This is a genomic window from Anditalea andensis (assembly GCF_000714815.1).
In the GTDB taxonomy this organism is placed as follows: domain Bacteria; phylum Bacteroidota; class Bacteroidia; order Cytophagales; family Cyclobacteriaceae; genus Anditalea; species Anditalea andensis.
This window is the reverse complement of record NZ_JMIH01000004.1, coordinates 146,193-159,191: the sequence shown is the minus strand read 5'-3', so window position 1 is coordinate 159,191 and position 12,999 is coordinate 146,193. Positions and strand designations below refer to the sequence as shown.

General features: G+C 40.2%; 10 protein-coding genes. 3 read left to right on the top strand and 7 right to left on the bottom strand.

Annotated elements, in window-relative coordinates:
• Positions 1–92: 92 nt before the first annotated feature.
• From EL17_RS00830 to EL17_RS00815, 4 genes are all read right to left on the bottom strand, one after another.
• Entirely contained in the window at positions 93–1,490 is a 1,398-nt protein-coding gene (locus EL17_RS00830) for an aldehyde dehydrogenase family protein (protein WP_035068725.1), read from the bottom strand.
• Entirely contained in the window at positions 1,487–3,127 is a 1,641-nt protein-coding gene (locus EL17_RS00825) for an acetolactate synthase large subunit (protein WP_035068722.1), read from the bottom strand. Before EL17_RS00825 ends, EL17_RS00830 begins: the two co-directional genes overlap by 4 nt.
• A 530-nt stretch (positions 3,128–3,657) precedes the next feature.
• A complete protein-coding gene (locus tag EL17_RS00820; protein ID WP_035068720.1) occupies positions 3,658–5,013 on the bottom strand; it encodes a Gfo/Idh/MocA family protein in 1,356 nt (451 codons plus the stop codon).
• A gap of 181 nt (positions 5,014–5,194) precedes the next feature.
• Positions 5,195–6,583, bottom strand: a complete 1,389-nt coding sequence (locus tag EL17_RS00815) for a 3-keto-disaccharide hydrolase (protein ID WP_035068718.1) — start codon at positions 6,581–6,583, stop codon at positions 5,195–5,197.
• A 352-nt stretch (positions 6,584–6,935) separates the two neighbouring features.
• Here EL17_RS00815 and EL17_RS00810 point away from each other — a divergent pair, with 352 nt between their 5' ends.
• Positions 6,936–8,138, top strand: coding sequence for a Gfo/Idh/MocA family protein (locus EL17_RS00810; protein WP_035068716.1), 1,203 nt, complete (start codon positions 6,936–6,938; stop codon positions 8,136–8,138).
• Between the two features lie 6 nt (positions 8,139–8,144).
• Here the strand turns inward: EL17_RS00810 and EL17_RS00805 are convergent, their stop codons facing one another.
• A complete protein-coding gene (locus EL17_RS00805; RefSeq protein ID WP_035068714.1) occupies positions 8,145–8,741 on the bottom strand; it encodes a DUF2459 domain-containing protein in 597 nt (198 codons plus the stop codon).
• Positions 8,742–8,873: 132 nt separating this feature from the next.
• Positions 8,874–9,758, bottom strand: coding sequence for a glycoside hydrolase family 16 protein (locus tag EL17_RS00800; protein WP_035068711.1), 885 nt, complete (start codon positions 9,756–9,758; stop codon positions 8,874–8,876).
• Between the two features lie 200 nt (positions 9,759–9,958).
• Here EL17_RS00800 and yiaK point away from each other — a divergent pair, with 200 nt between their 5' ends.
• Positions 9,959–11,104: a 3-dehydro-L-gulonate 2-dehydrogenase gene (gene yiaK / locus EL17_RS00795; RefSeq protein ID WP_240485903.1), complete on the top strand. Its 1,146-nt coding sequence runs from the start codon at positions 9,959–9,961 to the stop codon at positions 11,102–11,104.
• Positions 11,105–11,125: 21 nt separating this feature from the next.
• A complete protein-coding gene (locus EL17_RS00790) occupies positions 11,126–12,166 on the top strand; it encodes a Gfo/Idh/MocA family protein (protein ID WP_035068706.1) in 1,041 nt (346 codons plus the stop codon).
• Between the two features lie 87 nt (positions 12,167–12,253).
• On the opposite strand, the gene EL17_RS00785 is transcribed toward EL17_RS00790, so the two are convergent.
• Complete coding sequence (locus tag EL17_RS00785) at positions 12,254–12,841, bottom strand: hypothetical protein (RefSeq protein WP_035068704.1); 588 nt, start codon at positions 12,839–12,841, stop codon at positions 12,254–12,256.
• Between the last annotated feature and the right edge of the window lie 158 nt (positions 12,842–12,999).

The window sequence follows — 12,999 nt, the reverse complement described above, 5'->3', positions numbered from 1 at the left end:
CGGATAGCTTTTTTTATGAAATGGTTATTTTTTAGAATATTTATAAGTAGCATCAGTTACCTGATATACTTTTGTCATCGGAAATAATTTGACTACAATATAGAATCACTTTTGATAACCATCATTTTTATCCTGGTCATTTCCTGTATAGCATAAGGGATACCTCCCATTCCCTCTCCCGAAGCATCTCTACCTCCAAATGGCATCCAATCCACTCTAAATGCTGTATGATCATTAACCATCACACAGGTAGCGTTTAATTGATTCACACACTCCAGTGCAATATCTAGATTCTTAGTGAACACCGCAGCCTGAAAATGGTAATCAAGTTGATTAGCCAATTGTATTGCTTCCTTTCTATCGCGAAAAGGATATATACAAACTACTGGACCAAAGACTTCTTCTTTAGACATCTTAGCATCTTTTGGGGGATCAAATAACACAGTAGGGCTATAGCAAGTAGCCGATAACCGCTTTCCCCCACATAGGATTTTTGCCCCTTTTTCTTCTGCTTCTTTTACCCACGTATCTATTCGATCCACTTCTTCTGGACTGATGAGGGGGCCCACGTCAGTTTCTTCATCTAAGGGATCACCTACTTTTAAAGCATTGGCTTTAATAACAATTTCAGCTGCAAGATCTTCAGCCATATCATGCTGTACATATATCCTTTGTACAGAAACACATACCTGGCCAGCATGATAAAAGCTACCTTTTATCAGCAATGGTAGCATACTTTCAAGATCAGCATCTTTTTCTACTATAACAGGAGCGACTCCACCATGTTCCAAAGCACATCTGGTACCTGGTGCCAGTTTACTTTTTAAGTACCACCCAACCCGAGCAGACCCTATAAAAGAAAAATAATTTACCCTATTGTCCGTGACCATAAATTCTGCTGTTTCATTATCACATATTATGCACTGCACCCATCCTTCCGGTACGCCTGCTTTTTTCAATATTTCAATGAAAGCCAAACAGGATATCGGTGTATTTGGGGCTGGTTTTATGATCACTGGGCATCCTGCAGCAAAAGCAGTAATCGTTTGATGTACTATCAGGTTGAGCGGATGATTAAAGGCCGATATGGATAAGACTACGCCAATAGGTTCCCGAGTAGTGAAAGCTATTCTTCCTGTAGAAGAGGCCATAAGGCCCATAGGTACCTGTTTTCCTCCTAAATGTGAAATTTCCTCATTGGCTATTCTTATCCCATCTATAGCCCGGAGGACTTCTACCTTTGAGTCTGTATAAGGTTTGCCACCTTCTTGCGCAGCAGTAAGTGCTAGCTCATGAATTTGATCGTTCATAAGACTTGCTACTTTATTAAGAATGGATTTTTTTTTATGGGCTGGAATCCATGTATGCTGATCCAGGAACAACTGGTTTGCTGTCTCTAAAGCTTTCTCTGCTTCGGCTTTACCTACCAATGGGATTTCTTTTATCAAACTTTGGTCATAGGGTGCATACACCTTTAGGATATTGCTCATAATTCTTTCGTTTTTTCTTTTAATTTAACATTAAGAATAGAATGGTTTAAGGAATAATCCACAGGGAGATCAATGACATGGACACCTTTGGTATTTAGACACTTTTTTAATACTTCTCTAAACTCCAAATCGGAATGAGGTCTATAACCGTACGCCCCGAAACTTTCAGCATACATGACAAAATCTGGGTTTTGGTAGTCCAGCCCAAAATTTTCAAATCCCATAGCTTCCTGTTTCCATTTTATCATTCCATATGCTCCATCATTTAATATGATGATGATAAGGTTAAGCTGAAGCCTTACTGCAGTCTCCAGCTCTTGGGAATTCATCATAAACCCACCATCCCCACATACTGATATTACATGTTTATCAGGGTTTAGCATGTTTACTGCCATAGCTGAAGGCATCCCAGCCCCCATAGAGGCAAGTGCATTGTCCAGCAATAGTGTGTTAGGTTTATAGCAGGTATAGTTTCTGGCAAACCAAATTTTATAAATCCCATTATCTAAAGTGATGATATCTTCCGCCTGTAGATGTTCTCTTAATACGTGTACCAGCCGCTGCGGAAGCATTGGAAATCTTTCATCATCTATATATTTGGACAGGTGAAGAGATACTTTCTCTTTAACTCTCTTAAAAAATGAAAAATCCCAATTTTCCTTTATGGTTAATTTTTCAGCCAGGTCTTCAATTGCTTTGGTAATATCACCTACGACATTTAACTGAGGAAAATACACAGGATCTACTTCTGCAGGGTCAAAGTTTATATGAATGACTTTTTTACCTCCATGGCTCATAAAAAATGGTGGTTTTTCAATGACATCATGTCCAATATTGATAATAAGATCAGCTTCATCTATGGCAGCATGCAGAAAATCATCACTCGAAAGTGCCGCAGTACCCAAGTACTGTGGATGCCTTTCATCTATGACGCCCTTACCCATTTGGGTGGTGAAGAAGTAGATGCCAGATGCATCTACTAAATGCTTTAATGCTTCACAGGTTATTTTTCTATTTGCTCCAGCACCTATTAATATCAGGGGCATTTTAGCTTTTTCTATCAACTCTACTGCTTTATCAATGGCCGATAGGTCAGGATGAGGGATAGTATGGCCCACTACTTCATATATATATGCCTCACAGTCCTCCTGCGCTATATCTTCGGGTAATTCCAGATGGACAGCCCCAGGTTTTTCTTGGATGGCTATACGAAATGCTTCCCGGACATTTGATGCAATGACATTAGCGTCGACTATCTGTTTGGTAAATTTGGTTACAGGCCGCATCATTTCCACTACATCTATAATTTGAAATCTCGCCTGCTTGCTTTTTTTTATTGGCTTTTGCCCTGTGATCATTACCATCGGCATGCCTCCCAGCTGAGCGTAGGCGGCAGGTGTCATCAGGTTAGTGGCGCCCGGGCCGAGTGTGGACAGGCATACACCGGGCTGTCCAGTAAGTCTACCGTAGGTGGCGGCCATGAAACCCGCACCCTGTTCATGTCGAGTAAGAATGAGTTTTATATTGGATGCTTTAATGGACTGGAGGATATCGATGTTTTCTTCACCGGGCACACCAAAAATGTATTTTACGCCTTCATTTTCGAGTGCTTTTATAAAGAGGTCTGCTGCTTTCATGTTATGTTTGGTTTATTTGTGTAACAAGGAACTTAGCGTAGGATACCATACTTCTGTTTGATACTTTTTTCTCGCTTGATTTTATGTTTATTTATTAGCTGTAGGGATGAGACAGTCTACAAAATCTGTTTTTTATTATCATTGAACATAATTTAATTGGAACAAGTGAGGAAGAAAGTATCTTAGGTAAATGATTTTATATTCATATAAGTCGATAGTAGGGTAAAATGATTAGTAATAAATCATTTTTTATACTGTAATTATGAATTTGGCATTTTGAAATCAGAACTTACTGCTGGTGGAGCGCTAGTTTTCAGGATGGTCCAGGTCCCTATAGTTGGGTTCGGGATAGTAGGTTATACGTGTCGGGGGGAAATTATTCTAGGAGGCGAGTTTCTTTAAAAAGAATGAAAGACATGCTCAGGAGATGCAAATACGGTTTGGAATAGAAAGTCTTCTAATTTGTATTCATATGAAAAAGTTATTAGGCTAATATTGATCTAAATAATGGGACTTTAAAGTCCCACTATTTAAACCTGTAATTTTGGTTCCCAGCCTTTTTCATAATTACGGCTCCAAAGAGCCATAGCTTTTTTGCTGTTTTTAATATGACCGTTTTTTGGGTCACATTCAAAATTTTCTTTTACTCGTGAAGAAATATTTGCCAAATGACACAAAAGAGAACTCTTGGCCCCTTCATCGATAGGGGAATTCTGATCGGCTTTACCCCTGATGGCTTCAAAGAAATTGAATACGTGGCTGGTGCTCATGTCCCCGCCACCACCGAGTCCGGTACCTCCCTCTACGTTGGCCGAAGTGACTTCTTTTGTCATTTTTCCGGTTCTGTCAAATAGCTTATAATGCCCTCTATCTACATATACAGATCCATCCGTACCATAGATGATAGTACCTCTGTCTCCGCCATATGTTTTTTGGTTGTTTCTGCTCTTGCCGTCCCATTCTATTGTTTTACCCCCTTCAAATTTAAATGTGGCCTTCATAGTATCATACATTGTCCACCCGTCATTTATAAAGTGATATTTGCCGGAATCCACCATTACATAGTTAGGAAAATCGGTCTGCAGCGCCCAGCGGGCTATGTCCAGTTCGTGGGTGGCATTGTTGCCTGTTTCAGCAGTACCGAAATCCCAGCCATACCAGTGCCAGTTGTAGTCCCAAGTATCATGTTCGTAGGCCTTTCGAGGGGCTGGCCCTTGCCAAAGCTCCCAGTCAAGTCCTTCAGGTGGAGCTGCCTTTTTTGGGAGGGGTACCTCGCCTCTATTGTTGGTATAAAAGGCTGTGGCCAGATAAGGATTACCGATTATGCCGTTATGGATATCTTTAATAATTGCTATGGTATGGTCAGAGGAACGCTGCTGGTTTCCCATCTGCACCACTTTACCATATTTTTTCTGATAAGCTACAAGTAATTCTCCCTCCTTGGGGTTGTGGCTGCAGGGTTTTTCTACATATACATGTTTGCCCGCTTCAAGGGCCAGCCAGGTGCCTGGAGCATGCCAATGGTCAGGGGTGGCATTTATAATGGCATCTGTTTCTTTATCTTCAATTACTTTAAAAAATGAATTTTCAAGTTTGGGTTTGTAATCGATTTTTTTTGTAAAATTACCTGCGGCCTTTTCTCTTTGTGATTTCATCACATCACATAAATAGAGCAGATTGACATTACTTTCTTTTAATGCTATAGGGTCATAAAAAGCTCCCAATCTTCTACCAAGTCCTATGATAGCTATATTAAGCCGGTCATTGGCGCCTAATATTTTTCCGTAACTCTTAGCCGTAAAACCAAGCGCTCCCATAGAGGAAATACTGGCAGTAGCCAAAGCTGATTTTATGATAAATTCCCTTCTCGAATTCAAGTTCTTCATGGGTTTATTGTTTTAATTTATTACTTTTCGTACCTAGAAATGAATACCAAGTATCAAGTATAAAATAGGTCCTATCGCTGCTTACCCAACTTCGTTTTTTGGTCTACCCTACTGTCTTTTAACTATTTCTTACTTTTACCTTTCTTTAACTTTTTTAACTTCCGGTATCTTTCACCGGGGATCATTCATCCAACTCCCTTATCTTAATATTCCTAAAACTTACTTCATCACCATGGTCCTGAAGGAGGATATGGCCTTCTTCTGCTTCGCCAAACTTTTCCCACTGAGCATATTTACTGTTGGCTACATTATCTCTGAATGCTTTAGATCCACGCTCGTATTCAAGAACTTTTAGCCCGTTAAGGAAATGCTCCACTTTATTATTAGGGTGTACGATGATCCGGCCTCTGTTCCATTCACCCATAGGACTGACAAACCTGTTTGATTTTTTTGCGGTGATGAGGTCATATAAGGAAGCCAGCGTCCTGTTCCCATCCCTGCCCATCTTGGCATCCGGGTGTCTGTCATCATCCAGGATCTGGTATTCTAAACCTATTGCCGATCCTTTGTTTCCCTCTGTTAAGGTGACAAAATATTTCACTCCACTATTCGCGCCTTCTGTCATTTTAAAATCAAAAGATAGGTCAAAAGAGCTGAATTTGTCCTTGGTTACGATATCTCCAAAGTTAGTGGACTCCGAGCCATCGGCAGCTTCCACTCTTAAGATACCATCTTCTACATGCCAACCATCTTCAGGAAAATTATCCTTATAAGCTCCTTTCCATCCATCAGAAGTTTTTCCATCAAACAGCAGTTTCCAACCCTTCTCTTTTTCATAATCTGTTACTACATTTTTCAACGTATTAACCACAAATACATCTCCGGTAAAAGGTTTTGGATTTAAATTTTCTGTTTGGATTCTGATGTTTCTAAAGTAGCTTTTTTTGCCTTCGTCTTCTGGATTATTTATACTGTGAACCTGAAGGCCTATAAATCCTCTGCTGTCCATATCGTCGATCACATAAGCCACTTCCTGTCCATTTATCCAGGATTTGATAGTATGGCCGATAGCTTCTATTCTGTAAGTGTTCCATTCTCCCATTTTAAAAGCATCTTTTGCCTCAGGATTTAGGTCTAGCGGGTAAATCCAGCCTCTTCTTGCCTCATCATATAGGCCACCTGACCAGGCTCGGTCTGTAGGATCAGCTTCGATCTGATACCCATAAACTAGCCCGTTATTGTCTCTGGCAGAAGGATCAAATTGACCCCTGGCCATGATGCCGGAATTGCTGCTCAAGTCTTCGATCTTCAGGTCAAGTTCCAGAATAAAATCACCATATTCCTGTTCAGTGATCAGAAACGTGTTAGGTGTATTGGCCTTGGCATACCCGATGATAATGCCTTCTTCTACCTGAAAATCAGCTTCTCCCATTACTGTTTTCCAGCCATCTAAAGTCTGTCCATCAAATAATTGTGTCCAATCATCTTCCTGCGATTGCTCAGCAGGTGAACAGCAATAAAATAGGGCTGCGCAAGTACATATAAGCGAGAGTGTTTTTATTATTTTCATAATCTGAGGTTTATTTTGGTCCTATTAAACGTTTATATTCAATAATTAAGGGATTATATTCAAGCGAGTAGGAATGTTTATTTACGGAAACGTTTGCGCATTAATGAGGGTAATGAAGTGATAATTTATCATCATTATATTAGCTCGATCCTCTAAATTAAACACCTTTTAGGGAACCTAAAGATCAATATACAAGCTTATTTAATAAAAAATACAGGAGCGGTTTATTATATCTTTCAAAGATTATTAATATTATGCTTTTAAATTGAGAGTAGTGAACACATCATAATGTGTCTCCATACTCATTTTAATATTAAAACCGAAAACCGAAACAACCCAAAATAATTGTGTTTTGAAAAGAAGAGATTTTATTAAAACAGGAAGTGCATTGGCAGGAACGGCCTTATCCTTACCGATAACAGGATTTGGTTCCTTATTTGGCGACCGGATATATAAGGTGGGTATTTTAGGGTATGGTGACAGGGGATCTGGGTTACATAATATTCTCAACCAGTTACCGGGAAAATTTGAGGTCTCCTCCGTCTGTGATGTACTGGATTTTAGGCTGGATAAAGCCAAAAAAAAATGGGCCGGTAAAAAGATCAAATACTTTAGCGATTACCATAAAATGCTAGAGGAGAAAGATTTGGATATTGTAGTGGTTGCTACTCCTTTAAATGGACATTTTGAACAGGGCAAAGCTACCATAGAAGCCGGGAAGCATCTGTACATAGAAAAGACCATGACTTTTACCGCGGATCAGGCCATGCAGCTGGCTGGAATAGCTAAGAAGCATCCTAAGCAGGTAATTCAGGTAGGCCATCAGTATAGATATTCGCCGCTTTACTTTAAGGTAAAAGAAATGATCAACAGTGGGTATCTTGGCAAAGTGACACAGGTAGATGCTCGATGGGACCGTAACCATAACTGGCGAAGGGCTGTACATGCTCCTGAACTGGAGCGAATGATCAACTGGAGGATGTACAGAGAATATTCTGGTGGACTGGCAGCTGAACTGCTAAGCCACCAGATGGATTTTATACATTGGGCATTTGACTGTGTACCTAGTTCAGTATACGGGACAGGGGGTATAGATCACTTTAATGATGGCAGGGAAACTTATGACAATATACAAGTAAGTCTACGATATGCCGACCAAGGTATGATTGGCAGTTTTGGTGCGACCTGTTCCAATAAGCATGAAGGATACCACTTCAAAATTAAAGGGACTAAAGGAATGGTTTCTTTGCTGATGGATGAAGGGATTTTTTATCCCGAGGAAGAGATCCGTACGGAATTGCAACAAATAGACGGTGTCTCAGGTGCTACTAAACTGGTTTGGGCCAATGATAGCGGTGGAATAAAAATACTGGATCAGAAAACCAAAGATGGATCCATTTATGCCATGGAGGATTTTTATAGGTGCCTTCAGGAAAATAGTTTGCCTCATTCGAATGTTTATAACGGTGGAAGGACGGCTATTGCTGTAGCTTTAGCCAATAAATCGCTGCAGGATAATAGTATAGAGAACTGGCAGGAAAAGTATAGTTTGTAAACCCCGTTACTGCTCCATCAGTTGTCCAAAATCTTCCATTTTATTTAATACCCACCCTGTAGTCTGGTACCATAGGGGCCGTAGGGAGAACCCTGCATGTCGTATTGCCCTGGCAGCCCAAACATTGGAATTGTTCGGGAAATAGTAGTAGGAACTGCTTTTATAAAATTGGCTTTCGGGATAAAATCCTTCTGCTTCAGGTATCGCCCTTCCTTGATTATCCCTTTTAAATTCCTGAATTAAAAATTGGCTCAAGCCCTTTAATTGATCATCATTCATACTTATTCTTACTACATCTGTATCATGATAATAGGATGCTATAGGCTGAAAGATAGGATTGACATGCAATACCGATGCGGTGGGGAAAAATATAGCTTTAAGGGCATACCAGACATTAAACCTGTCATTTGGAAAAAAATCAGCATCACCCCAGCCGATCTCCAGGTAAGTAGTATCAGCAAAAGAAGCTTGTGGCCCCCAAAGGCTGTCCGGTAAGGCATAGGCAGGAATGACCACACCGGTATGCCAGCTTATGCTGCTGACATAGACAGTATGTCGTTCGGCTAAAGTTCGCTCTTGAGCCCTACCACTTATAAAAACCATATTTAGCCCAATAAAGGATATGATAGCCATGTACCTTTTCATACCTTATTAACATGTAGCATCCTTTTTGGTTGGCGATTGATGTAGGTTTCTGATACCGGGGTTTCAAATATTAAACTGTGGCCCCGTTGTTTATTTATTATCTATTTCCCCCACTTTCTGAAAAACCCTAACATAATCTATTTCAAATAATTGGGGGAAATCAGAATGAGAAGGATCGCCACCCTGAACCCCCATGGCAAGGTTAATTAAAATGTAATGTGGATGGTGAAATGGGTTATAACCGTCTGGATTGATGGTCTCTTTAAGCGCTAATTCGTTGAGCAATTCATCATCCAGGTACAAACGGATCAATTCAGGTGTCCATTCCATTTTCCAAATGTGAAAATTATCGGTCCAATCTGCGTCTTTGGATAAAAAATGGCTCAAAGGTATTTTTCTATCTGCCCATTGTACCTTGTTTTTTGGTCCTTCCCATGCTACATTGGCTAAGATAGTAGGCAAACCTCTCCACCGATAATACTCCATGATATCGACCTCACCATTGGCTGGCCAATCCCTGTTTTCTCCCATCGTCCATATCACAGGCCACATCCCCAATGCGGTAGGGATTTTTGCCCTGATCTCAAAGATGCCATAGGTAAACGCTTTCTTACCATGTGTAATTAAACTGGCAGAGGTATAACCAGCCCACTCATCCACCTCTCTCCAGTCTTTCGATAATGTATCATAGGCATCATTTTTTACTTTCTCTCTTTTGCCGTAGATGATGAGTTTACCTTCTTCAATAGCGGCATTTTCAGGCCGATAATACTGCAGCTCATGATTGCGGACAAATCCTGTTTCATAAGACCAGTTCGTAGAATCCGGTCTGCCGTCTACATTAAACTCATCATTCCAAACTAACACATACCCTTCAGGTACAGCTATAGTATCCGATGAACTCAGGGATCCGAAACTCGCTGTGGGAATATGTAAACCAAATATGGTTATGAATATAAATACTAAACCTCTCATACAACAGAAAATATATTTTATGATCATCTATCACTTTTAATGCCTGATATAAAATTATGGTATAATATAAATCTCCATTCCATAACCCTTATAACTGCACTTTTTTAAGGTTGCAAATTTAAAAGACAATCATAAATATTTCGTCACTACTGCACAGATGCCTGCTGACTTTCTTGGGGCATAGGTTTTCTATCTTCAATATGGTAAATTTAAGATCTACCTCTACCTCGCAACATCCGGTCTCCCTCATCCCAAATCCGCCACATTTTCTACTTCCTCCTTCCAACTTCTTACTTTATCCTGTATCTTGTACCATACATCTTTTTATACCTATGGCCAATATACTCATTCCATATCCCCAGCTACAGGGAACTTTCGAAAGTATCTTGATTCTCCACTACAAATTCAGCAAATCAAGGGCAAGTCTTTGTGCAGAACTTTTTGCAAAGGCCAGTTTGGATGGGGTAGCTTCCCATGGTGCCAATAGGTTTCCGGTATTTCTGGAAATGATCAGGAAAGAATTTGTAGATCCTACCGCAGAAGCTGAATGTATGGATTCATTTGGCTTTTTTGAAAGGTGGGACGGGAAGCTTGGACCGGGCAATCTCAATGCACATAAATGTATGGATAGGGCGATAACGCTAGCCAAAGCCCACGGAGTGGGTATGGTAGCGCTGCAGAACACCAACCATTGGATGAGGGCCGGCAACTATGGCTGGCAAGCAGTAGAGGAGGGATGCATTGGGATTTGTTTTACCAACACAAAACCCAATATGCCTGCCTGGGGAGGCAGTGAGCCAAAGCTCGGGAATAACCCACTGGTAGTGGCCATACCCCGATCCAAAGGTCCAATAGTGATAGATATGGCCATGTCTCAGTTTTCCTATGGCAGGATGAGCAGCTATTTAAGAGAGGGGAAAGATTTGCCTTTTGAAGCAGGATTTGATAGTAAGGGTAAGTTGACCAATTCACCTAATGAAATCATAGAAAACGAAATGGCCCTTCCTGCCGGACTATGGAAAGGAGCAGGTCTTTCTCTTGTTTTGGATATGCTCAGTGCCTATCTGTCTGGAGGCAGATCCACAGCGCAGATAGGTGAAATCGGAGAAGAGTACGGAGTTTCCCAAATATTTCTCTGCTTTAATCCGGAAAAGCTAGGAATAGGGGAGGCTAGTGAGGAAATACTTGATAAGATCATCGAAGATTTGGTGTCGTCGAAAGTTTTTCCCGGAAAAGAAGTCCGGTATCCGGGAGAAAACATCCTGAAGATAAGAGAGGAAAACCTACAAAAAGGGGTGCCGGTAAATAAGGAGATATGGAATAAAATCCAAAATGAACTTACTTAAATTTTTTATATAGAGAATGATATGAGAAGAAAGATAGGATTTGGGATCATAGGAACAGGAGCTATCACATCCAAGCATGCCGCCGCCATAGACGAACTGGAAGGCGCTGAGCTGGTGGCTTTGTGCAGTTCATCAGAAAAACGAGCCGGTGTAGCTCAAGAAAAATATAGGGTCAAGGCATATGCTGATCTTACGGCCTTTTTACTGCATCCGGGCATGGATGTAGTCTGCATCTGCACCGGCAGTGGTTATCATCTTGAACCTGCTATCGAAGCAGCCAAAAAAGGCAAACATATTTTTATCGAAAAACCAATAGAAATAAATCTGGAACGTGCCGATCAGATCATCAAAGCCTGCCGGGAAATAGGTGTAAAGCTGGGCGTGGTATATCAAAATAGGTTCAGTGAGGGTTACATTAAGCTAAAGCAGGCTGTAGATGAAGGTAAGTTGGGGAAACTTTTGATGGGCAATGCATATATCAACTGGTTCAGGGAAGAAAGCTATTACAGTAGCAGTGCTTGGAAGGGTTCTCTCCAGGGAGATGGAGGCGGGGCATTGATCAATCAGGGCATCCATACTATCGACCTTTTATTGGATATCATGGGGGAAGTCGGATCAGTGTTTGGCCAAGTGAAGACAGCACTTTATCCCATAGAAGGGGAAGACCTGGGAGCAGCAGTAGTAAATTTTAAAAATGGAGCTTTAGGCAATATCACCGCCGGTACATCCCTTTATCCAGGTTATCCGGAACGGTTGGAAATCTATGGAAGCAAAGGGAGTGTGATCCTATCTGCCGGAAAAATTATTGCTTGGAATATAAAAGGTGAGGAAAATAGATCTGTATCAGGAGGGGTAGAAGATAAGGGAACCTCTGATCCCATGGCCATAGGCCATAGTCTGCACCTGGCCCAGTACCGGGATTTTGTGGACGCCATCTGGGAGGAAAGAGATCCGGAAGTGACAGGGGAAAAGGCCAGGAAATCTTTGGAGTTAATCAGGGGGATTTATGAATCTTCGAAGAGTGGGAGGTTTTATAATTTAGGAATATATCCGATCCCTTAACTAAGAAATATATGTTTTAAAATAAAAACCAAGATCATCCAATTCTATAATTTGTACCGAATCTGTAGTTAGTTTTAAGAATGAGGTTTACTTCTTTTTAGTCTTTTTGGCTGGTTTACATGTTTTGCAAAAATCATAAAGCTCTTTTATCTCTTCTAATACATCTCTATGTAATATCTTCAATTTATCTTCCTGAATACCTATATCAGTTTGGCTTCCTGCCAAAGCATGTCGGGATGCATATTCTTTTTGAACGGATTCATATATAGGACGGGAGTAATTGATATCCGAAAATGCTTTTTTCTCATCAAACATCCTTTTTCTAAATTTTCTAGCATATAGCTCTTTAAGGTCAAAGTCATATTGAGCAAATGCCAACAACTGCATAGCAGTAGCACTGTCTGGTGCTATAATATAAGCACCGTCTCTATTAAAACTATTACTTACCTTATCGTTAAAATTTTTAGAAAGTATGAATTCAGCATTGCTCATATAAAAGGAAAAATCAATGGTAGATGCAGCATTTAAACTATAAAAATTTCCTTCACCAATTTTACTGTTAGGAGATTGAAAATCGGATAATTGAAGAAGGTATTTCCCATCCCAATCTACAATATTCTGCGCCTGACCAATAGATACCAAGGTCAAAAATGTAAGAGTGAAAATATATTTCATTGTATTTTTTTTGATAATTTGAATCTAATGAAAGAATAAGGTGAGTTGACTGATTTTGACCCATCAAAATTCTGGTGGAAAATTATAACTTTAATTTAAACAATTCTATATGTGGTAAAATTATTTTTCTATGCTTATAAGAATGATTTTAACTTTAA